This is a genomic window from Pseudoalteromonas sp. UBA2102, assembly GCF_002331165.1.
Taxonomy (GTDB): Bacteria; Pseudomonadota; Gammaproteobacteria; order Enterobacterales; family Alteromonadaceae; genus Pseudoalteromonas; species Pseudoalteromonas atlantica.
The window spans coordinates 67,453-89,822 of record NZ_DCYU01000091.1; the positions used below are offsets into that span (position 1 = coordinate 67,453).

Sequence of the window (22,370 nt, forward strand, 5' to 3'; positions counted from 1 at the left end):
TATTATTGTTTTATTTATTCACTAAATTCTTTATTATCAAGATCAACCGCTTCTCTTAAGCGCTCAAAAACATCTGGCATGGCTGATACAACACGGTTCCAACTTGGCACAAATGGCGCTTCCATTGGGTTATCTAAAAAGTGCTGACCTGCTTCCATAACATTTTTGGCGAACATTTCTACGGCTTTTTCTTCTTGGTGCACATCTAAGGTTAAACCATTCATCAGTGCATCGTTATGGTACGTTTCTATAAAGTCTAAACCAATACGGTAGTAAGTTGCTTTTAAAGAACGAATTGTTTCGCTGGTAAAAGTAACCCCTTGAGTGGCTAATTTTCTAAATAGTGCCTTGGTTATGTCTATCGACATTTTAGATAAACCGGCGTTTTGGTCATCAAGAGAAAGTTCCTGATGCTTATGATCGTAGTTATCAGCAATATCCACTTGGCATAAGCGATTATGCGAATAATTACGGTACATTTCACTTAGTACGCCAATTTCAAGACCCCAATCACTCGGGATACGAATATCGTTTAGCACATCACGTCTAAACGAAAACTCCCCTGCTAACGGGTATCTAAAGGTATCCATGTACTCAAGGTAGTCGGTATTGCCTAAAATAGTTTTGAACGATCGTAATAACGGCGTTACTAATAAGCGCGATACTCGGCCATTAATTTTGCCGTTTGCAGTACGTGGGTAAAAGCCTTTACAGAATTCATAATTAAAACGCGGGTGTGCTACAGGGTAAATTAAGCGCGCTAACAAACCTCTGTCGTAAGTTAAAATATCGCAGTCGTGCAGGGCTATCGACTCTACCTCTGAGGTGGCCAATTTATAACCCATGCAATACCACACGTTTCTGCCTTTACCAAGCTCACGCGGTGCAACGCCTAGCTCTTGTAATTCTTTATCAAGCGCTTGCAAACGGGGACCATCGTTCCAAAGCACTTTGTGGTTTTGGTTAAGCTCTTTAAAAAAGCCTAAAGCATGGCGGTATTGTGACTCGTCTGCCCTGTCTAAACCTATGGTAATTTGCGATAAATAAGGAACCTCTCTGAGTTCTTTTACAATGTTTTGCAGCGCTGGGCCTTCAAGCTCACTAAACAACGAAGGGAGTATTAACCCCATTGGACGTTGCTTACTAAAACTAATTAGCTCTTCTTCAAGCGCTTCTACCGGTCTATCGGCGATGTTATGTAAGGTTGTGATGATGCCATTTTGATAAAAATCAGCCATGTGATTTTCGCTCCTCAATAGTATTTAAAATGCTGCTAATACAAGGCAATGTGGTTATTTCTTCAATCCAACCCAGTGGAGCGGGCGATTGCGAATAACGCGCCTTGTTATGTGTTAACTTAACCGGCTTTTTACTGCTTGGGTTATGTATGATAATGGCGATATCAGCTTGCTCTAGCATCTGCTTATCGTTGTCACTATCACCTAGTGCAATTACCGTGAGAGGCTTTCTAAAATGTTGTGAAATTTGTTTAACTAACCACTGCTGTGCAGCGCTTTTATCGGTGTTTTTAGCAATATGTATAAACCGCCCGCCTATTTTTATGTCGTAGCCGAGAGCTTTAACATCGTTTACAAACGCATTAAGTAATTCATCGCTTCCGTGCCAATAAAGTGGGTCTGAAAAATCGCGTGTTTGAGCGCGCCTTGCATGCGCTTCATCAAGCCCGGTGAGGGATGATATTTGCTCGCTCGACAAATCACTAAATAACTTATAATGCGATTTATATTCGCTGCTTAAGGAGTCTAAATCACTAAGTAAGTTAGATAAGGGTGATGCAAATGCATAACACCAATACGCCCCTACTTGTGTGCAGCCAATGGGTTTAAGCTCAAAATAATCAACGGGTAAATAAGCAGCCGCGCCATTTTCAACAATAAAAGGCTGTTGAATATTAAGCTCGTTTTTAAGCTCAACCACTTCGCAAAATGTTTTACTCGTATTAAACACCACAGGAATGTGGGCTGCTTGTAAGTCTTGCAGCAAGCTACTGATATTTTTAGTGTTGTAATCGGCGTGATCGAGTAACGTGCCATCTAAGTCGGTAAATATAATAGGTTGCAGCGTATCGTCGCTGGTTAAGTGCATAGCACTAATATCGCGATTACTATCAAGCTCTATAAGGGCGTTAGCTTTAGCGCTTAGGGTGTTTAAGTTTTCGCGAGTAATACGCTCAAAGTGAGAAATAAAGTGCACCAGTTGCTCATCACTCATGGTGCCATCGCCCTCGCCTTTAGCAGCAATAAGCTTTTGCTCTTGCTCTTGTCGCCACTTAAATACATCTTCAAAGCTCGGCGCTTTGAGCATCACCGTATAATCTATTTTACTAAACACACTTTTGTATTCATTTGCTAGGCAACTGTTTACACAACGACGCCACACGCCTTCTTTATCGTGCTGTGTTTCTAACTTGTTTATAGGCTCACTTAAAGAAAATAACGGTTGTGGTTCACTACCTACACACCAACCTTCTAAAATAATAATATCAATGGGTTTATTGTTACATTGCCATGTTTGCTCGGGGCTGCAATCGTCGTGATGCTTGTCAAATTTAGGCAAAGGCACGCCAACCTCTTTTGCAAGTAACCGGCTTATGGTGGTATTCATTAACCCTACATCGTGGGTGCCAGGCACACCACGGGTGGCAAATAATGGGTGTACGTCTTTGGCAAGTCCTTGGCGGTGCGCTTTAGATAAGTAAAAATCGTCAATAGAAAGCGCGACACTGGTAAACGGCGTGTTGTTACTAAACCAAGTAACTAAAAAATCTGCGAGGGTGGTTTTTCCTGAACCTTGGCAACCATTTATGGCGACAAAAATAGGGGTGTTATTTTTTTTTGATTCTAGAATATCGTGTGCAAGCGGGATAAAAAATTGCTCACTAAGGTACTGATACTTTAAAGGCAATTGGTGCTTTGCTAAAAATGGGGTTATATCCACAATACTGGCCTCTGACATAGTAACTCCTTATATTATGAAGTAACAAATGCAGGTACTAGACCACTATTATTTTTATTTAATTATTAGTAACTTACAAAAATAGCGCAATTAGTATGCGCTATTTTGGTGCGTAAATTTTACATACAGTGCAAAATTAATCAGTTTCTGGTTCGGCTTTTGGCAATACTAGGTTAAGTACAATACCTAAAATGGCGCACAAGCTAACCCCTTCTAAGCTAAATTGGCTACCCCCAATATGCATACCGCCAATACCGCATACTAATATAAGTGCCACAATACTTAAATTACGGGGTGCAGTTAAGTCATCACCAGATTTAACCAACGTATTTAAGCCCACTACTGCAATTGAGCCAAACAACAAAATCATTATGCCACCCATCACAGGTACAGGAATTGTTTGTAAACCAGCGCCCATTTTTGCCACAAAGGCCAGTACCACAGCAATTATGGCTGTCCACATCATTACTTTAGGGTTAAAGTTTTTGGTCAGCATCACTGCGCCAGTTACTTCAGAGTAAGTAGTGTTTGGCGGACCACCAAATAAAGAGGCAGCGGCAGTGGCTAAGCCATCACCAAATAAGGTGCGATGTAAGCCTGGTTTTTTTAAAAAGTCTTTATTGGTTACTTGGCTAATAGCCATCATATCGCCAATATGCTCAATAGCAGGTGCAATGGCAACAGGTACCATAAAGAGAATGGCTTGCCACTTAAATTCGGGCCATGTGAAGTTTGGTACAGCCAACCAGCTCGCTTCGTTTACGCTACCAAATTCAACCACACCCATTACCAGTGATAAAACATAACCTGATATAACACCGGCTAATATAGGGATCAGCTTATATACACCTTTGCCCCACACAGCAAAAATAAGTGTTACAACAAGAGAAAACAGCGAAATAATAATGGCTTTATCGTAAGCAATAAGTTCAATACTGCCGTCGCCACTTTTACCCATTGCCATATTTACCGCAACCGGTGAAAGGGCTAAACCAATCACCATAATAACGGGGCCGACGACCACAGGCGGCAAAATTTTATGAAGAGTTGCCACCCCTTTAAATTTAACCAATAGCGCTAACAGCATATAAGCACAGCCCGCTGCCATTAAACCACCCATGGTGGCTGGTACGCCCCACATTTGTACTGAGGCAATAATAGGCGCAATAAACGCAAATGATGACGCTAAAAATATAGGCACCTTGCCTTTCGTCACTACCTGAAATAATAAAGTACCTATACCCGCTGTAAACAAAGCGACACTTGGGTCAAGCCCCGTTAATAAAGGCACTAACACTAACGCACCAAATGCTACAAACAACATTTGGGCGCCGGTTAAAATGGTTTTTATAGAAAATGTAGAATTATTTTGCACTGTTAAACCTTAGTAAACCGTACCGAAAATTTTGTCACCTGCATCGCCAAGCCCTGGGATAATGTAACCCTTTTCATTTAAATGGCTATCAACTGAGGCAGTAAAAATCTCAATATCAGGGTGAGCGGCTAATGTTTTTTCAACGCCCTCAGGTGCAGCAACCAGTACAATTACTTTAATGTCTTTACAGCCTGCTTTTTTAAGCATATCGATAGTAGCAATCATTGAGCCGCCAGTTGCAAGCATTGGGTCTATAACTAAGCTTAAGCGCTCATCAATATTGCCTACTAACTTTTCAAAGTAAGGTACTGGCTCAAGCGTTTCTTCGTTACGCTCAAGGCCCACTACACTTACCTTAGCCGCTGGGAGTAATGACATTACGCCATCCATCATGCCAAGGCCTGCGCGTAAAATAGGCACAACAGTAATTTTTTTGCCTTTAATGTGCTCTACTTTTAATTTGTTGCCGTCCCAGCCAGTAATTTCGTTATCTTCTAACTGTAGGTTTTTAGTTGCTTCGTAGGTTAATAAAGTACCTACCTCTGAGCATAATTCACGAAAGCTTTTAGTACTTATACCGTGAGCGCGCATTAAGCCTAATTTGTGTTGAACTAGAGGGTGTGAAATTACGTGAATTGACATGATAAAAACCTACTGATACAAGAATTGTCGGTATTTTATATTAAAAAAGGTCATTTGACCTGCAATTTTAAATAAGTTTTCATAGATCGTGCCAAAATGCATTGATTTGCTTGATATTTATGCAAGCGACACACTACTTTATGTTTATAAATTGTTATCTGATAACGTTAAATTAACTTGCGCCATCATGTAGCTATTTATTTTAAAATGAGTTGGGCTCCAGCCCGCTAAAAAACGATAAAAATCGGCCCAAGCTAATGGCCATAATGCATGCCACTTTGCAATCACGTCATCAGCATTTATTTGCGGTTGATACACTAAAAGCGCATTTTTTAATTGGCTAAAGTAGTAACGTAAATACTCATCGGCGCAGGTATGTAATTGCTCGTTGCTTAAGCAGCTGGTCATAAAATACATTACATCGCAAATCCCTACCCCAGCCCCTGCATACTGAAAGTCATAAGCGAGTATTTCACTTTGCTCATTTGCAGCAAAATTGGCAAGCTTAGCATCGCCATGTATCAAGGTTTTGTAGTGTGATGCTTGCAGTGTTTTATCAATTTTATGAGCCGCATTTTTAATATCGGACTTTTTGTCAGCGCTTTGTTTTAACTTATTAAACTCATCTGGCCGTGTGCTCAAATGCCAATAGTTCCCTTGTTGCCATAAGCCCTTTGCGGGCTTATTTAAATTAAAGGCATGAAAATGGGCTTGCCACGTAAGTATTGGTTTTATGTCAAGCGCACTTGCTTGAGCAAAACCATGTTGCGTAAAGTTTTTAAACACTAACGCATAATCATCACCATCATTAATTGCATTAATACAGGTAATACTTTTAGCGCTTGTCGGTAAGTACGCGCTGTATAACCTATAAAAATTATATTCAACTTTATAAGACTGCTGCTTTCTCTTTAATGCAAATTCGCTTTGCTTAATTTTTGGATGGTTTATGTGGCGTGGTATTTTAATCGCTTTAATAACACATGGCTCAGCATCAAGTATGCACTCGACAATACTGCCACACCCGCTCCAAAGCGATGTTAGCGTATCGCCCATTTCAATGTGTTTAAAATGAGGCTGTAAAAGAGGAAGGTAAAATGCCATAGCTATATTAAGTCATTAAGTTTTTTATAGTTTAACATTAGAAGGTATTTTTAATAAAACGATAGCATCCATAGCCCCTTTCTTTTTAAAGTGACACCCACCTTAATTTCTACAAAGTGAATTACAAAAAGTTAAAGTTACCTAATGAATTTATGTTTTTTAACTGTCCAAAAATAATTTGAGTTTTAAAATAGAGGTATTACTAAATAAAGCTCAAATGCCAGCCACAAAAAAACCTACATTATGTAGTTGGAGTGCTCAAAAAGTGATTTGGCTCTAAGCGAATAACTTTGCGCAGTTACTGATATTCGCTCGCCGCTTTCGGTTTAAGTTTTCGCAATACCCTTCTTGTGAGGCTGGCCTGCCCACTGCACCATGAAATATGCGCGTAAATTGTGTGGTGAGTTTTAACCAGTTTTCTGATGATATATTAAGCCTTTCTAGCAAAGGAAGGGTCATATTATCTATATGCCCTTGCTTATCTTCTCGCATTACTCGCCCTGTTAGCTCAACAAGTTCAAGGTACGATTTAAGCTCAAACGGCAGCCCTTTTGGCATTACTTGACGTGACATGCCTGCAAAGCGAAGTAGTTGTTTTGGCTGCTTGCCTTCTTTTGCACATATTAAGCGTACTTGAGCGCTGGTATGGTCTGACTCTTCTGGCGTGTTAGCCATCTTGGCTCTAATAGGGTTTAAATCTACATAGGCCATACACGCTGTAATTGCGGCTTCATCAAGTAAAGCTTGCGATTTGAATCTCCCCTCCCAGAACCTCCCTGTGCAATTATCGTCTTTATTTGCTCTACGCGCTATATCTTCATTTAACAGGCGCATAAACCAGCTAATACTTGCTAAACGTTCTCGGTATTGTTTTACCGTTTGGTTGAAAAAGATGAGTTCAACTTTACTTAGCTTCTCGCCTTGTATGTATTTTTGCGTTAACAATGTGCCTTTACAGAGTTTATGCCAGCGAATAACAATCGCTTTATCATTCAGCCTATTTGCTTTTTTATCATCTACATACAGTACTAAATGGGTGTGATTGCTCATTACGGCATAAGCGCACACATCAATACAAAATACCCTAGCTAATTCACCCAGCTTATCTTCAACCCATCCTCGTCGATGCTCGTAAGATTGACCAGTGAAACGGTCTTCGCCACATAAAAATGCACGACGAACACACCGTGAAACACAATGATAGTATTTTGTATCAACCAAACTTACTTGTCGCTTTCTTGCAATTGCCATAAGACACTCTGCTTATTTTTCGCACTAAATAAAAGCTAGCCTTTAATTGCGTTAAGTGCAAAATTTAAGATGGGTGTCTAGTTTATTATTGCTAAATAAGGGCTAGGCTTAAACTTCAAAAAGTGCAAAATTTAGGATGGGTGTCTTGTTTATTTTTCGCTGAATTGACTTGTTAGAGGCACGGATCTTCAGAGCTTAAAATCTCTGCGTACCACTTTTCTTTGTAGAGAGCTTCAATTGCACCACACTCGAGTTCATCATTTAAATAAACAGGAAATTTTTCCCAGTAACTAATTTCAAGACCTCCACCAGATACTGCAATACCTCTCCTGTTTATCAATATACTCGCAACAAAATTTCCATCATCGAATGTATGCGCAACAGCTAGAACAACACCAAGGCTTGTTAGCTTACTTTGTATTTCTTTTATTTTGGTTTCTTGAGACGAATTGTTTTCACAGTTTTGACTGATATATTTCATTGAGCCGAGTTCAACTCTACGTAAACATTTGTCGCTCTTAAATAATTCAACGATAGAAGTTATTTCAGTTTCATTTACCTTAAACCAGTCATCAACATCACTGATTTCCATATCAACACCTTCTGTACCACATCCTGATAGCAAGAATAGGGCTAGAAAAATGGTTGCTAACTTCATAGTGCCTCTAACGCCCGCATAAGTGGCGCATAAAAGCTTGGCTATACTAAGCGAAGAATGAGCGCAGCCAAGCTTTTTGCGTCCGCCCTTAATGCGTTTGTTATATGTTTGAGCGCTTAATTTCATTTAATGTGTTTACAACACTAGAAACTTTTTGAAACGCATTGTTTGCGTATGCAATGACAAAAAAGTTACCTCTTTTATTGTTTAAGCCTAAAAGTTTATTTGTTAGATCTGTTTTTCGAAAGTGTAAATCAATATCAGCTTGTGAAATATTTAACTCTATTGTAATTCCTTTTACCTGACCATGAAGGGTTTCACTTTTTATAATACCCACATTTTCCTATGCAACATTAAGAGACGACTGATTATTAACTTCATCGAATGAAGTTGGGAAACTTATCCCTCGATTGTCTGCTGAAAAGTAAACCCAACCACGCCAGTTACTTGGCTTTAAAGCCGGGAACATGAAGATCAAACCTAACATAACAAAAATGTATTTAAAAACTACAGGAGAATTACCTGCCCAATTACCATAAGTGTAAAAAGCAAACAGCATCAAACAAGATACAGCCAGATAACAAAAGCAAATTAACTTAGCTCCCCATGGAGGTGTTTCATATTTAAACATTTGATTTTCTTTGAATATGCACCAATATCAAGAAACATATAACGCTTTGCTAAGCGGCTAAAAATGGCTGGCTATAATAGCGAGGAACGAAGCACAGCCAGCTGTTTGTGTCCGTTTAAGCAACTTGTTAAGTGCCGTTTACTCGAAAGCTAAACAACCACTTTTTGACAGTAAAGTATTAGTAGGTGTAATTAAAGCCCATTCAGGATCACCTTCTACTGTAGAGAATGAACACACCCAAGTATTGTCAGTTAACTCGACAACGACTTCAGGGAGCCTAGATTGAAATGAAATATTAGAAAGAAATAAACCGTTTAATGTCGCTAAATGATTTTTAAAAGCACTTTCTTCCGACCAACTACCAAAAGCAATTTGATTACCTTTTTCAACTCTCCAACTCCATTCGATCATAATTGTTAGATCATCTACTTCTAAGAAAATGGCACTACCATGACCTTGACGGACACGACTAACCACTTTTCCAATATAAGGTTCAATGAATTCTCTTATGTCATTTTCGGAAATTATGCTCATAAATCCTTTAGGCATTTAACAATTTTGTCTACGACATTTGTCGTTTTATAAACCGACAAATGTCCATATATTACAACGCATTTATCTTAACCATCAAATAAACACCTGTAAACAATTAGTTAACTGATAATTATTTTTAATCAGTGCGAAAATACACCGAAATGGTGGAGATCAGTAATATTGGACAAAACAATATGCACTGTCTATATATACAGTTAAATTTTGCTAGAGATTCATATCATGAAATCACCTTTTTTAACTATGATAGCCGAACAAATGTATCTAAAGCATTATGCTAAAAGTACCATCAAAGCGTATTTATACTGGATAGCTTCGTTTATTCGTTTTAACTCTATGAGGCACCCAACAACGATGGGAGATAATGAGGTCGAACTTTTTTTAAATCATTTAGTCAACCAACAAAATGTTGCTCCTAATACTCAAACACAAGCCTTAAATGCGTTGAGCTTTTTATTTAAAGTATGGAAAATAAACTAAACAGCTACTCTAATTGAACAAGCAAAACGACCATCAAATGAGCCACCATTAGCCCTGCCTCTATATTACACACATAAAAAAGCCCCGCTTGGTTTTAAACAAACGAGGCTCCACACTAATTTTTTAATCAAGAATAAAAGCGCCGATACAGCGGGCGCTTTGCATCATTGAATTTTATTGATTAACTACACTTTTAAGTGGGTTAACTGGTTGAGCGTTGTCATCAAGTAAGTTCATGTCAAAGTCGAACTCATCAACGCGAATCGCTTTTTCACGTTTTTTGTTGTAATCAATTAGTTGCGCATGTTCATCCGCAGTAATTACATTTGCCGCTAATGCGTTATCTAGCGTAATGGCAAAACGTGTACCTGGTTTAATTGTTTTAGCGCGCAGCGCTTTTTTAACTTTAGCCAGCTCAACAAGTGATGCCATTTTAGCTTTATAAGCTTGCTCGTTTATGTGATGACCGTCACCTTCTACAGGCTTAACTAAATGCGTAATTTGCGCTTTAAATGCGGTATCAAGCTGTGCTTGTTTTGCTAATTCACGAATTAAGTCGTCGCTAATTTTTGGCATTTTAGTTGAGTAGTTCATTGTTACAAAACGAATAAACTTACGAGTACCACTTGCAGGGAAGTTATCTAAAAACTTATGCAGTGCTTCTTCAGCGCTTTGTAGTGCAAAACGTGTCGCATAGTGGAAGTACGGCGCTGCTTGCTCGCGCTCGCTGCTTGCTACTTTTTGCTCGTAATACTTAATTGATGCCATTGCCGCGTATAAAAAGCTCATTACATCGCCTAAACGTGCTGATAGCATTTCAGCCTGCTTTAACTTACCGCCAAGTACGAGTAACGAGAAGTCAGCATACACTGCTAATTTTGCAGATAGTTTATGCACGGCTTTTTCGTATTCACGTACTTCGGGTAATGCAGAGTTTGCACTTGCAGTAAATGGTAAAACACCTAAACGGAACGCACGTAAGCTATTTGCTGTGCTGTAACCAATTGTTTTACGCAAAATGCCGTTAAACTCTTTATCTGCACCTTTATCTTCACTATGGATTGATTCAACCATAGATTGTAAATAAGGGTGACAACGCATAACACCTTGACCAAAAATCATCAGGTTACGTGTAAGAATGTTCGCGCCTTCTACTGTAATTGCAATAGGCTGTGCTACGTAACCGCTTGCAAGGGTATTTTGTGGGCCATTTTGAATCGCTTTACCCGCTTGAATATCCATTGCAGAGTCTAATACGTCGCGGCCAAGCTCGGTCATGTGGTATTTAGCTATTGCTGTAACAACCGATGGTTTTAAGCCCATGCCTAGGCCTTCAGTTGTCAGTACGCGCATTGCTTCTTGAAGGTATGTTTTACCTGCAATGTCTGCTAGCTTTTCCTGAATACCTTCAAATTGACCAATTGCTAAACCAAACTGCTCACGCACTGCTGCGTATTCAGATGCTGATTTAAACGCCACTTGTGATGTACTTACACCTAGTGCAGGTAATGAAATACCACGCCCTGCGCCTAAACAGCTAACCAGCATTTGCCAACCACGACCGATGTTTTTCTGGCCACCAATAATAAAGTCCATTGGTACAAATACTTTGTTACCACGTGTAGTACCGTTATAAAAACGAATACCCATTGGGTCATGGCGGTTGCCAAGCTCTACACCTGGGTGATCTTTAGGAATAAGCGCACAGGTAATACCTAAGTTTTCTTTGCCGCCTAGTAAACCTTCTGGATCCACTACTTTAAATGCTAAACCAAGTACCGTAGCGATTGGTGCCAGTGTGATATAACGCTTATCCCATGTGATCTCAAGGCCAAGTACTTCTTCGCCGTTGTACATGCCTTTGGTGACAGTACCAATATCTGGAATGCCACCTGCATCAGAGCCCGCCTCTGGGCTTGTTAAAGCAAAACATGGAATGTCTCTGCCGTTTGCTAAACGCGGTAAGTAATGCGCTTGCTGCTCTTGTGTACCAAAGTGAAGTAATAATTCACCTGGGCCTAAAGAGTTAGGAACCATAACAGTTACCGCTACTGCAGAGCTTTTAGTTGCAATGGTTGCCACAATAGTTGAGTTTGCATAAGGGCTAAACTCTAAACCGCCAAACGATTTAGGAATGATAAGCGAGAAGAAACGCTCTTTTTTCAAAAATTCTAATATGTCATCTGGTAAGTGAATACCGTTTTGAATAACTGAATCGTCAATCATGCCTAGTAGCTCTTGTACTGGGCCATCTAAGAATGCTTGCTCGTCTGCACTTAGGGTAGCAGCCGGCACATCGCGTAGTGCGCTAAAATCTGGCTTACCTTGATAGATAGACCCTTCTAACCACACATCACCCGCGTCTAGCGCTTCTTGTTCAGTGATTGAAATACTTGGTAATACTTTTTTTAATTTTGTACGTAAACTCATGATTGAACTCATCCGACCAGATAAATAATACCTACATTACGTCATAAAAATCAGTTTAGATCAATTACTCTATTCAATTAATTAACAGTTTTTTCAATTTATTTTCTTTACGGTGACGTAAACTGTTGAAACTAAAAGGCTTACACTTGTGCGCTGAAATACCTCTATTTGGCAACAATTAAGCCCCATACTCATAAAAAGCTATTTTTTAGGCATAAAAAAACGCAGCCACTTGGGCTGCGTTTTTAAAATAAGGTGGGCAACGTTAATTGCTTATTTGCACAACGTGTTTGCCTGTAAAGCCACCCGCTATTTGGTTATTTAAGGCAGCACTGACTGAGTCAGCAGTAAAGTCAACCGCAGTGATTGCCGGTGTTTTAATATCGCCCGATAGCGCGCCTTCAAGCAATAAATTGCCCATAAAACTTAAGCGCTGCTGTGCACATAAACTATTGGCAAGCCACGCACCACCAATAGACACCACACTAATATTAGGCGCTCGGTGGTACATTAAATCTTGATCAAAATGAGGCAGCGAGTTTAAACACGCGATACGCCCGCAAAAGCGCATTAATTCAATATTTCTAAGCGTTGATTCACCGCCCATAGTATCAATTACAGCGTCAAACCCTTGCGGGCCAAGCTCGCGGCGAATTTTGTCGCGTAACTTTTTGTCGTTATAATCAAATACCACATCGACACCTAGCTGCTTTACCAGCTTGTGATTACGCTTTGAAGCGGTGGTAAATACATCGGCACCGCGTTGTTTAGCATATTGAATGGCAAACTGCCCTACCGCACCAGAGCCACCTTCGATTAGGATTTGGTCGCCCTCCGTAATGGCTATTTTATCTAAGCTAATAAGGGCGGCCATACCAGCGCACGGTAACGTAGCAGCCTTTGCAGGGCACAGCCCATCGGGCACAACCGATACAGCAAAATTAGGCACGGTGGTGTATTCACTCAGTACCCCTTGCTTACCTATATTGGCATGCCACATTACTCGTTCGCCAACCCCAGGAAACACACCTTTGTTAGCTTTAACTACCACACCAACGGCGTCTAGGCCTAAAATATGAGGGTATTGCCACTTACAAAATCCCGTTTTAGCAAAATAGGCATCAGCAGGATTAAGGCCTACATACTCAAGCTTTACCAACAATTCGTTGTCGGCGCACTCGGGTATATCAACCTCAACATCTTGCAAGCGTATTTGCTCATCTGGTTGTGATAAAACAATAGCGCGCATTGTTTGTAAGGGGCTGCCTTGATGTGATAATTCAGTATTGCTCATTCAATTAACTCTAGCTATTTTGTACTGCTCAGTGCATAGCTCCATTGGCCGTTAAATGCCTGATAAGCATTCACTTTAGCAAGCAATGTAGCAATAGTTGTATCAACAGCGTTTTCTTGTGCCATTAAAACATCCTGGCGTGCATCTAACAACTCTAAGTACGGTATTTGGCCTTCTTCGTACATCGCCTGTGCTTGTAAAAATGCTTTATTTGCAAAGCCATAGCGCTGTTTAGCATAACGCTCTTGCTGTTGTTGATTGACCAACATTTGCAATGAAAGTTCACTTTGAGTCACCGCATTTAATACTATTTGCTGATAGTCGCTGTAGGCAGCTTCACTTAAAAACTGCTGTGCGTCGCGCTGGGCAAGGAGAGCGGGATAACTTAATATTGACCATTGCAACTGGGGAGCTACTTGCCATTGCTGATCAGTATTCTTTAAGCCCGTGCTGTCTATGCTCACTACGCCTGCAAAGGCTGATAAGCTAATATCAGGTAGTAAGGCTTTACTTGCCGCCACACTTAAGCTGTTAGCTTGGCTAAAATCATACAATGCACGGCTTATATCAGGGCGCAGGGCAATGGCGCTATTGGCATTTTTAAGCGCAACGCTAAAGCTTTGCTCCAGCAGGTTTTGCTCATTGTCTATCGCAATGTCTTGCGCAAGCTTACCTGTAAGCACCGCTAAAGTTGATAAGTCGCTGTATTTTGCATACTCAATAGCGGGCATTAGGGCTTCTTGCTGCCTAAGCTGTGCCATAGTACGGTTTAGGTCAAGCTCGTTGGCAACGCCTTCATCTACACGTGCTTGAAGTACTTCAATGCTTTGCTCTAATGCGTTAATTTGCATGGCTATGATGTGTTGTTTTTCAACATTACCTTGATAGCTTACAAACCCTTTAACAACAGACGATACCACTTCAATTTGCAGTGAACGTACTTGCTCGGCTTGGCTCATGGCCGATGCATGTGCAGCATCAACCAAAGCAGTAATACGGCCAAATAAATCTAACTGCCAATCAAGCGCTATGTTAGCACTCGATTGACGGTCAAACACACTCGGTGCATCGCTTCGTGCTGCGCCAATATTTACCCCACCTTGGGGTAAATATTGCGCTTTTTGCTCACCAAGACGGGCAAGGGTACTTTTAAGCGTTAATTGGCTTGTTTGCAAATTGTAGTTATTGGCAAGTGCGCTATTAACCAAAGCATTTAGCTGCTTTGACTCTAACTTGTGCCACCAATTTGTTTCATCTGCAATGGCAACATTGCTGGCAATATTTGCTTGAGCTACAAAATCGTTAATAGCGTTTTGCTCGCTTTGTGTATCTATTTTGCTAGCGCAACCAGATAAAAAAGCAGCCACTAACACAGCACTTAACGTTAAGCGCGTTTTGATAGGTTTAGCGATTAAATTAGTCATGCGATAACCCCTTTGCTTCTTGCTGCTTTTTCACAACTAACATGTAAAACACAGGTGTAAATAATAAGCCAAACACCGTTACCCCTATCATGCCTGCAAACACCGCGTTACCCATTGCGTGGCGCATTTCGGCGCCTGCACCGGTTGCAAGTACCAAAGGTACAACCCCAGCTGTAAAGGCAATTGAGGTCATTAATATTGGGCGTAAACGCATACGACACGCCGCTAATATTGCCTCAAAGTGCGTTAACCCACCGCCGTGTTGGTCGCGGGCAAATTCTACCATTAATATGGCGTTTTTAGAGGCGAGTGCCACCAGTACAATTAATGCAATTTGAGTAAATATATTATTGTCTGAGCCTACAAACCACACACCTAATAGTGCTGAGAAAATAGTCATCGGTACAATTAATATTATGGCCAGTGGCAAACGTAAACTTTCGTACTGCGCAGCAAGCACCATAAATACAAGCAACACAACTAATGGGAATACATAAACCATGGTGTTACCTGCAAGTACTTGTTGGTACGTTACTTCTGTCCACTCGTACTCAATACCTGTTGGCAGGTTGTCGGCTAATATTGTTTCAATAGCAGTTTGTGCCTGATCAGAGCTATAACCGGGGGCTGGACTGCCGTTTAGTTCTGCACTTGGGTAACCGTTGTAATGCATTACACGGTCAGGCCCTATTGTTGGTGTAACTGTAAGTACCGAGCCAAGCGGCACCATATTTCCTGCACTGTTACGTACTTTTAGGTTAAGGATTTGCTCAGGGTCAAGACGAAAATCAGCATCAGCTTGCGCATTAACCTGATAAGTACGACCAAACATATTAAAGTCATTCACATACACAGAGCCTAAATATATTTGCAATGCGTCAAATACTTCATCAAGAGGAATACCTTGAATAAGCGCTTGCTCGCGGTCTATATCAATATCCATTTGTGGTACTTGAATGCGAAAGCTTGAATATAAGCCCATTAACGCGGGGTCTTGCTGCGCGTTACCAATAATGGTTTGCAAACTATTAAATAGTGCATCAAAGCCTTTATTTGCTCTATCTTCAATTTGCAGCTTAAAGCCACCTGTTGTGCCTAAGCCTTGAATTGGCGGCGGCGGAAATACAGCCACAAACGCTTCATCAATAGCTGCAAAACGCTGATTTAACTGCGCGGCAATTGCCATCGCTGATTGACTAGGGTCGGTGCGTTTATCAAAGCTCTCAAGTGGCGTAAATACAATGCCGCTATTTGGGCTGTTAGTAAAACCGTTTACCGATAAGCCTGGAAACGCCACGGTGTGTGCAACGCCTGGTACTTCTAATGCTATTTTTTGCATTTGCGAGAGCACATCTTCGGTACGGTCTAAACTGGCTGCATCTGGCAGTTGCGCAATCGCAACTAAATATTGCTTATCTTGCTGTGGAATAAAGCCACCAGGTACGGTATCAAACAATTTAATTGTACCGCCCACCAGCGCAACATAGGCCACCATAACAATAACGCTCATACGTATAAGCTTTTGTACCAGCTTTTCGTAGCCTTTAGCACCACGGTCAAACACGCGGTTAAACGGTTTAAATAACCACGCACCAAACAGTTTATTAAGTAAACGCGTGAATGCATCTGGTTTTGCATCGTGCGATTTTAATAATAATGCCGATAGCGCAGGCGATAGGGTTAAGGAGTTAAACGCCGAAATAACAGTCGAAATAGTAATTGTTAGTGCAAATTGCTTATAAAACTGACCCGATAAACCGGTAATAAATGCAGTAGGAATAAATACCGCACACAGCACTAACGCTATCGCAATAATTGGCCCGGTTACTTCGCTCATAGCAACACGTGTTGCCTCTAAAGGCGAAAGCCCTTGTTCTATATTTCGCTCTACGTTTTCAACAACAACTATCGCATCATCAACTACAATACCGATTGCCAGTACCAAGCCAAACAGCGAAAGTGTATTAATAGACACGCCTAGCCATTGCATTACAGCAAACGTACCAATTAACGAAATTGGCACCGCAATCAATGGAATAATAGACGCGCGCCACGTTTGTAAAAATACAATAACCACTATTACAACTAATACAATGGCTTCAAGTAGCGTTGCTATAACCGCATCTATTGAACCACGTACAAACACAGTGGGGTCGTAAACAATGTCGTACTCAACCCCTGCCGGAAAATCTTGTGATAAACGAGCCATGGTTTCGCGTACTTGATCAGATAGCTCAATTGCATTTGAACCTGGGCGCTGAAACACTGGCATTGCAAGTGCTGGCTGGTTATCAAGCTCTGCACGAAGTGCATAGGTATCTTGGCCTAAATCAACACGGGCTACATCAGACAAACGCGTTAATTGCCCCTGTTCGCCCACTTTAATAATGACCTTTTCAAACTCTTCAACACTGTTTAAACGCCCTTTTACGTTTAACAAAATTTGAAATTGGCTATCGTTAGAAATTGGCTGTGCACCTAAGCTACCCGCTGCAACTTGCTGATTTTGCGAGCGCAAAGCAGCCACAACATCGGTGGCTGTAAGCTCACGGGCTGCTAATGCATCTGGGTTTAACCACACACGCATAGAGTACTTACCACCGCCAAATAAACGAATATCACCTACACCCGGTAAACGGGCAATTTCATCTTTAATATGAATGTCGGCATAGTTAGATAAATACGCTGTGTCGTGGCTGTTTTCAGGCGAGTATAAATGCACCACCATGGTTAAATCGGGTGATGATTTTTCGGCTACTACACCTAAGCGCTGCACCTCTTCGGGCAAACGTGGTAATGCACTGTTTACACGGTTTTGTACTTGTACTTGTGCACGATCTAGGTCGGTGCCTAGTGCAAACGTTACCGTAAGTGTCATACGGCCATCGCTGGTGCCTTGAGAAAACATATACAGCATGTTTTCGGTGCCGTTAATTTCTTGCTCAAGGGGCGTTGCCACAGTTTGCGCAATAACGGTTGGGTTAGCACCTGGGTAATTTGCTGTTACCACAACAGTAGGTGGCACAACTTCTGGGTATTCACTTACAGGAAGTTGAAACAGTGAAATACCACCAGCAATTAAAATAACCAACGACAGCATGGCTGCAAATATTGGTCGCTGAATAAAAAAGTGTGAAAATTTCATCAATAAACCTTATTGCTTAGCCATTAGCTGCGCGTTGTCGTTTGACAATGTAAAAGCCACGCCGCTTGTATCAATTGTCACTGTATTTGGCGAAATTGGCATACCTGGGCCTACACGTGCAGGGCCATTTACTGCAATAATATCGCCTTCGTTTAGGCCAGCAGTAACAGCGCGTAACGCACCATAGCGCTCGCCTACTTCTATTAATTTGTATTCAAGCACGTTGTTTTCGCCTACGGTTAACACAAAGCGATTTTTTAAATCGGTACCAATAGCACGCTCAGGAATAATTACTTTTTCGCTCACTTCGTTTGCTGCCAATTTAACGCGAGCAAAAGAACCTGCACGTAGTTGGTTGTTATCTTGTTCAAATACCGCACGTACACGTAAAGTACCCGTTGCTGAATTAATTTGGTTATCAATAAAATTAATATAGCCTTGGTAAGCAAACTCTTTTTGCCCTACTTTTTGCATAACAACTGTTTGGCGGCTTTGCGCGGTTACATCGTTAAAGGCGCTATTCCAAGTACGCTCATCAACATCAAAGTAGGCATACATCGCTTTATTAGAAACTATTGATGTTAATACACTTTGACCCGCTAATACGTTATTACCTTTGGTAATATTTGCGCGTGAGATAACACCATCAATCGGCGAAACCACTGATGTAAATTCTAAATCGAGCTTTGCAGAAGTAAGCTGTGCTTGCAGCGCTGCCAGTTGTGCTTCGCGCTGGCGAAGCGTTGAGGTACGCGCCTGTGCTTGTTCTGTTGAAATAGCTTTACGCTCTAATAAGCGCACTGCTCGTTTGTCTTCACTTTTAGCTTGTTCAAGTGCAGCTTCTGCGCTGTGTATTTGCGCTTCTAGGCTTGCTACAACTGCTGCAAAAGGGCGCTCGTCAAGTTGAAACAACACATCGCCTTGCTTAACAACATCACCTTCTTTAAATTCAATGCTATCAATCACCCCAGATACACGCGGCATCAGCGCAACTTCTTGCGGCGATTCTAAACGCGTGGTGTAAGTGTGCCAGCTTTGTACTGGTTTAATTAAAACGTGTGCTACATCGATAGGTTGTAATTGTTGTTGCTGCGCATTTGGTGCGCTCTCATCGGCACAGCCCGCTAAGGATAGAGTTGCCGCAGCTAATGCAGCAGCAATTAAATGTTTATTCATGAAGACGCTCCTTTATTTATTTACCTGGCATGTTACGGACTATACTTGCGGACAAAAACTATAGATTTATAAATTCATTAATGCCAAAATGGCATCAATAGCATTTATTGGGTGTTCATAATGGATACAACAAGCCGGCTTTTAATGCTGCTTGAAGTGGTAGAACAAGGCTCTTTTGCCAAAGCTGCAGAAATAAGAAACATAGACCGCTCTGTTATATCTAAACAAATCAGTCGATTAGAGGACGAGCTAGGCGTTAGGTTATTAAACCGCACCACCCGTTCGTTTTCGTTAACGGCGGCGGGCGCAGAAATGATTAAAAAAGCGTCAGAGCTAAGAGAGCTACTTGGTGAAACCGTACGTATGGCCGAAAACTACCACTTAGAGCCACGCGGTGTGTTAAAGGTTACCTCGTCAACATTAATTGGTCGGCGTTATTTACAACCTGTGCTTAACGACTTTCAAAAACGTTTTCCACAAGTAGAAGTAGAGCTGCGCCTCGACGATAGGCTAGTTGATATTGTATCTGAAGGTTTTGATTTAGCATTTAGAATTGGTGAGCCTAAAGACTCCTCATTAATTGCCCGTAAAATTGCCCGTAACAGGCTGCTTATTGTAGCCGCCCCTGAATTTATAAAAACCTATGGTATGCCACAAACCATAGAAGAGCTGGTGCAGTTACCCGCTGCAAGTTATGCAAGTAACGCTATGCGCGTAGAAACCATAGATTACTACGATAGTAAAGGTGAGCCGTGCGAGCTAAAAATAAAAAGCGTGTACAGAGCAAACGACGCTGAAGTACTGCTAATGAAAGCTATTTCAGGGACTACCTACTTTGTTGCGCCAGCATTTATTATCGATAAAGAAATTACACAAGGTCAATTGGTGCCCATTTTAACGGATGTTAAGTTAAAAGAGTTTAGCCATATGTATGCGGTGTACCCACACAGAGACTTACCGGTAAGAACACGTTTATTTTTTGATGCAGTGAGAGAATACCTAGGTAAAGACAAACCAATTTGGGAAAACAACATCCCAAATTTTGAGCAAATGTACTAGCCTCATAATTAGGCTATTTGGGGCTTTTCAATCAGGTTGGCATTTGCTTGAAAGTACACTTTATTGCGGCCATATTCTTTTGCTTTATAGAGTTGTTTATCTGCTTTAATTACAAACTTTTCAAGCGTGTCGCCTTGGCGATACTTAACAACGCCTATACTGGCAGTTACATTTATTTTTAGCCCATCAATCTCAAATGCCGTATTGTTGAGTTTTTCTCTTATGGTTTCGGCCATTGCCAATGCATCACTTTGTGACGCAAAAGAATGTAGTAAAGCAAACTCTTCCCCGCCTACTCTAAATACATACCCTTTTGCCAATACAACCCTTAATAAAGTGGCGACTTCAATCAGCACTTTATCCCCTACTGCGTGGCCATGGGTGTCGTTAACCTGTTTAAAAAAGTCTAGGTCGAGTAAAAACAAATAAAGTTGCGACTTATCTTTAAGCTCTACTGCAAAGTAATGGTTCATTGATAAACGGTTTGCAGCCCCAGTAAGTGGGTCTAACAAGGCCAGATTTTTCAGCCGTTTAGACGATAAAGCGCGGCTGCCTTCAAATACATGAGAAATGGCCCAAATGCTGATATAAACAAAGGCAAGATTTAAACTGAAGTTAAGCGTTGTTAGAGGAAGTTGCGATGCTTTGGTTAATAATATGGCTCCCTGGAGTACAAACAACAAAGTCGATAATACAATGCCATAGCGCTTACCTAACAGTAGGTAATACAACACAGGTAACGCAAACGACCACACATACAAACCATTTATTGGTTTAGCTAAATAGTTACCTAATACAATAACAAAGGTGACAAATATGCACATAACTACAGATTGCCATACCTCTAGCGCATGCGTGTTTAAGCGATAGTAGGTGTAAGCACAAAATACAGTGAGCGCTATTTCTAAATAGCCTAATAACGCAAAGTTATTTAAAAAAATATTAAACGCAGCAAAAAACAGTGAGACAAAACCAAAGCACAAGCACATCCACTTCAGAACGTTTCTTCTTAATGATTTAGTACTACTAAGTGCTGCTATATCCATTCAAAAAACTTAAAATAATAAAAAATTCAGTGTAACCTTAAAATTAAATATAACAAGTAGCTAAACAGGTAAAAACAGTCATTTTATCAAACTGTGTAGCGAAAACAGTAAACTCAGTAGCGAATTACACTACACTTACGCCTTTACCCGCCTAACATAGATAAGTTTGTAGTGACCCCGGTGTTACCTTGGTGCAATAAGTGCGTTGGTTTTTTTGTTTTTATGTAACGCGCTAACTGATCAATTAATGCCTGATTAGTGTTATCACTCATGTATTCTCTAAGAGATATACCCTGCTCAGAAAACAAACATAAATGCAGTTTCCCCAGTGATGAAATTCTTAACCTGTTGCAGGTAGCACAAAAGTCATTACTGTAAGGCATTATTAACCCTATTTTGCCTAAATAATCAGGGTGGTAAAACTCTTGCGCAGGCCCCGCTGTTACATCGCGTATAATGGGTTGCCAACCAGCGCGAAGCAACTGCTCTTTTATGGATTGCCCCGATATATGGTTAGCATCAAAAAATGCTTTATTGTCGTTTGTTTGCATTAACTCAATAAAACGCATCGTTACGGGTCTGTGCTTTAAATAGGCTAAAAAAGGTTCAAGGGCACGACCATTGTACTGTTTCATTAGTACGCTATTTATTTTTACTGAATCTAAGCCGCTCTCTAGGGCCGTGTCTATGCCTTTCATAACCGTGGCAAACTTATCGTTGCCGGTAATGGTATTAAACATACGTGGGTCTAGGCTGTCGATGCTAACATTTATTGCATTGAGCCCTGCGTGTGCCCAATCTTTAACATGTTTATGCATTGAGTAACCATTTGTAGTGGCGGCTATTTTGGTAATACCTTGGGTGTCTTTTGCCGCACGAATTACATCTATAAAATCTTTTCTGAGGGTTGGCTCACCGCCAGTAATGCGTAACTTTGATATGCCATGATGAGCAAAGGCGTTTACTGTATTGCTAATTTCGTTAAGTGAAAGAAAGTCTCGGTCGTGATCGCATTGATAACCATCCGGTAAGCAATACACACACTTAAAATTACATACATCAGTAATAGATAAACGTAGATAACTAAATTTTCGCCCTGCTGGGTCGACTAGCATAAAAAAGCCTTT

At 40.9% G+C, this 22,370-nt stretch carries 19 protein-coding genes; 2 read left to right on the forward strand and 17 right to left on the reverse strand.

What is annotated here, in order from left to right; all coding sequences use genetic code 11:
- Positions 1–14 precede the first annotated feature (14 nt).
- The 10 genes from B2R65_RS12760 to B2R65_RS12805 form a co-directional block, all read right to left on the reverse strand.
- Positions 15–1,238: a glycosyltransferase family protein gene (locus B2R65_RS12760; protein WP_029771978.1), complete on the reverse strand. Its 1,224-nt coding sequence runs from the start codon at positions 1,236–1,238 to the stop codon at positions 15–17.
- Positions 1,231–2,976, reverse strand: a complete 1,746-nt coding sequence (locus tag B2R65_RS12765) for an HAD-IIB family hydrolase (protein WP_286743208.1) — start codon at positions 2,974–2,976, stop codon at positions 1,231–1,233. Before B2R65_RS12765 ends, B2R65_RS12760 begins: the two co-directional genes overlap by 8 nt.
- 136 nt (positions 2,977–3,112) lie before the next feature.
- The gene (locus B2R65_RS12770) at positions 3,113–4,351 is read right to left on the reverse strand and encodes a uracil-xanthine permease family protein (RefSeq protein WP_286743210.1); all 1,239 of its coding nucleotides are present in this window, start codon (positions 4,349–4,351) and stop codon (positions 3,113–3,115) included.
- A 9-nt stretch (positions 4,352–4,360) separates the two neighbouring features.
- A complete protein-coding gene (gene upp / locus B2R65_RS12775; RefSeq protein ID WP_004586497.1) occupies positions 4,361–4,993 on the reverse strand; it encodes a uracil phosphoribosyltransferase in 633 nt (210 codons plus the stop codon).
- A gap of 144 nt (positions 4,994–5,137) precedes the next feature.
- Positions 5,138–6,097 (reverse strand): phosphotransferase, encoded by a 960-nt coding sequence (locus B2R65_RS12780; RefSeq protein WP_286743213.1) that lies wholly within the window; start codon positions 6,095–6,097, stop codon positions 5,138–5,140.
- Between the two features lie 276 nt (positions 6,098–6,373).
- Positions 6,374–7,348: a transposase gene (locus B2R65_RS12785; RefSeq protein ID WP_286743216.1), complete on the reverse strand. Its 975-nt coding sequence runs from the start codon at positions 7,346–7,348 to the stop codon at positions 6,374–6,376.
- Positions 7,349–7,520: 172 nt separating this feature from the next.
- The gene (locus B2R65_RS12790; protein WP_286743219.1) at positions 7,521–8,006 is read right to left on the reverse strand and encodes a hypothetical protein; all 486 of its coding nucleotides are present in this window, start codon (positions 8,004–8,006) and stop codon (positions 7,521–7,523) included.
- A gap of 100 nt (positions 8,007–8,106) precedes the next feature.
- On the reverse strand, positions 8,107–8,343 hold the full coding sequence (locus B2R65_RS12795; protein ID WP_286743221.1) for a hypothetical protein: 237 nt from the start codon (positions 8,341–8,343) through the stop codon (positions 8,107–8,109).
- Positions 8,344–8,349: 6 nt separating this feature from the next.
- The gene (locus B2R65_RS12800) at positions 8,350–8,637 is read right to left on the reverse strand and encodes a hypothetical protein (RefSeq protein WP_286743223.1); all 288 of its coding nucleotides are present in this window, start codon (positions 8,635–8,637) and stop codon (positions 8,350–8,352) included.
- A 138-nt stretch (positions 8,638–8,775) separates the two neighbouring features.
- The gene (locus B2R65_RS12805; protein WP_138628008.1) at positions 8,776–9,171 is read right to left on the reverse strand and encodes a hypothetical protein; all 396 of its coding nucleotides are present in this window, start codon (positions 9,169–9,171) and stop codon (positions 8,776–8,778) included.
- A gap of 240 nt (positions 9,172–9,411) precedes the next feature.
- Between B2R65_RS12805 and B2R65_RS12810 the strand changes: the two genes are divergently transcribed.
- Positions 9,412–9,669 (forward strand): phage integrase N-terminal SAM-like domain-containing protein, encoded by a 258-nt coding sequence (locus B2R65_RS12810; protein WP_004588699.1) that lies wholly within the window; start codon positions 9,412–9,414, stop codon positions 9,667–9,669.
- A gap of 174 nt (positions 9,670–9,843) precedes the next feature.
- On the opposite strand, the gene B2R65_RS12815 is transcribed toward B2R65_RS12810, so the two are convergent.
- The 5 genes from B2R65_RS12815 to B2R65_RS12835 form a co-directional block, all read right to left on the reverse strand.
- Positions 9,844–12,099 (reverse strand): acyl-CoA dehydrogenase, encoded by a 2,256-nt coding sequence (locus tag B2R65_RS12815; protein WP_004588700.1) that lies wholly within the window; start codon positions 12,097–12,099, stop codon positions 9,844–9,846.
- A gap of 265 nt (positions 12,100–12,364) precedes the next feature.
- Positions 12,365–13,393, reverse strand: coding sequence for a zinc-binding dehydrogenase (locus B2R65_RS12820; protein WP_286743228.1), 1,029 nt, complete (start codon positions 13,391–13,393; stop codon positions 12,365–12,367).
- Positions 13,394–13,407: 14 nt separating this feature from the next.
- Positions 13,408–14,817, reverse strand: a complete 1,410-nt coding sequence (locus B2R65_RS12825; RefSeq protein ID WP_029771962.1) for a TolC family protein — start codon at positions 14,815–14,817, stop codon at positions 13,408–13,410.
- Positions 14,810–17,962, reverse strand: coding sequence for an efflux RND transporter permease subunit (locus tag B2R65_RS12830; protein WP_286743233.1), 3,153 nt, complete (start codon positions 17,960–17,962; stop codon positions 14,810–14,812). The genes B2R65_RS12825 and B2R65_RS12830 overlap by 8 nt, the downstream gene beginning before the upstream one ends.
- A 9-nt stretch (positions 17,963–17,971) precedes the next feature.
- Positions 17,972–19,138 (reverse strand): efflux RND transporter periplasmic adaptor subunit, encoded by a 1,167-nt coding sequence (locus tag B2R65_RS12835; RefSeq protein WP_286743235.1) that lies wholly within the window; start codon positions 19,136–19,138, stop codon positions 17,972–17,974.
- 120 nt (positions 19,139–19,258) lie between these two features.
- Between B2R65_RS12835 and B2R65_RS12840 the strand changes: the two genes are divergently transcribed.
- Entirely contained in the window at positions 19,259–20,197 is a 939-nt protein-coding gene (locus B2R65_RS12840; protein WP_004588705.1) for a LysR family transcriptional regulator, read from the forward strand.
- Positions 20,198–20,205: 8 nt separating this feature from the next.
- Here the strand turns inward: B2R65_RS12840 and B2R65_RS12845 are convergent, their stop codons facing one another.
- The gene (locus B2R65_RS12845; protein WP_286743238.1) at positions 20,206–21,243 is read right to left on the reverse strand and encodes a GGDEF domain-containing protein; all 1,038 of its coding nucleotides are present in this window, start codon (positions 21,241–21,243) and stop codon (positions 20,206–20,208) included.
- 143 nt (positions 21,244–21,386) lie between these two features.
- The gene (gene moaA, locus B2R65_RS12850; RefSeq protein ID WP_273608724.1) at positions 21,387–22,358 is read right to left on the reverse strand and encodes a GTP 3',8-cyclase MoaA; all 972 of its coding nucleotides are present in this window, start codon (positions 22,356–22,358) and stop codon (positions 21,387–21,389) included.
- Positions 22,359–22,370 lie beyond the last annotated feature (12 nt).

Coding starts and splice junctions, on each gene's coding strand:
- B2R65_RS12760 (WP_029771978.1), bottom strand. CDS start 1,238: ATGGCTGATTTTTATCAAAATGGCATCATCACAACCTTACATAACATC.
- B2R65_RS12765 (WP_286743208.1), bottom strand. CDS start 2,976: ATGTCAGAGGCCAGTATTGTGGATATAACCCCATTTTTAGCAAAGCAC.
- upp (WP_004586497.1), bottom strand. CDS start 4,993: ATGTCAATTCACGTAATTTCACACCCTCTAGTTCAACACAAATTAGGC.
- B2R65_RS12780 (WP_286743213.1), bottom strand. CDS start 6,097: ATGGCATTTTACCTTCCTCTTTTACAGCCTCATTTTAAACACATTGAA.
- B2R65_RS12785 (WP_286743216.1), bottom strand. CDS start 7,348: ATGGCAATTGCAAGAAAGCGACAAGTAAGTTTGGTTGATACAAAATAC.
- B2R65_RS12790 (WP_286743219.1), bottom strand. CDS start 8,006: ATGAAGTTAGCAACCATTTTTCTAGCCCTATTCTTGCTATCAGGATGT.
- B2R65_RS12800 (WP_286743223.1), bottom strand. CDS start 8,637: ATGTTTAAATATGAAACACCTCCATGGGGAGCTAAGTTAATTTGCTTT.
- B2R65_RS12805 (WP_138628008.1), bottom strand. CDS start 9,171: ATGAGCATAATTTCCGAAAATGACATAAGAGAATTCATTGAACCTTAT.
- B2R65_RS12810 (WP_004588699.1), top strand. CDS start 9,412: ATGAAATCACCTTTTTTAACTATGATAGCCGAACAAATGTATCTAAAG.
- B2R65_RS12815 (WP_004588700.1), bottom strand. CDS start 12,099: ATGAGTTTACGTACAAAATTAAAAAAAGTATTACCAAGTATTTCAATC.
- B2R65_RS12820 (WP_286743228.1), bottom strand. CDS start 13,393: ATGAGCAATACTGAATTATCACATCAAGGCAGCCCCTTACAAACAATG.
- B2R65_RS12825 (WP_029771962.1), bottom strand. CDS start 14,817: ATGACTAATTTAATCGCTAAACCTATCAAAACGCGCTTAACGTTAAGT.
- B2R65_RS12830 (WP_286743233.1), bottom strand. CDS start 17,962: ATGAAATTTTCACACTTTTTTATTCAGCGACCAATATTTGCAGCCATG.
- B2R65_RS12835 (WP_286743235.1), bottom strand. CDS start 19,138: ATGAATAAACATTTAATTGCTGCTGCATTAGCTGCGGCAACTCTATCC.
- B2R65_RS12840 (WP_004588705.1), top strand. CDS start 19,259: ATGGATACAACAAGCCGGCTTTTAATGCTGCTTGAAGTGGTAGAACAA.
- B2R65_RS12845 (WP_286743238.1), bottom strand. CDS start 21,243: ATGGATATAGCAGCACTTAGTAGTACTAAATCATTAAGAAGAAACGTT.
- moaA (WP_273608724.1), bottom strand. CDS start 22,358: ATGCTAGTCGACCCAGCAGGGCGAAAATTTAGTTATCTACGTTTATCT.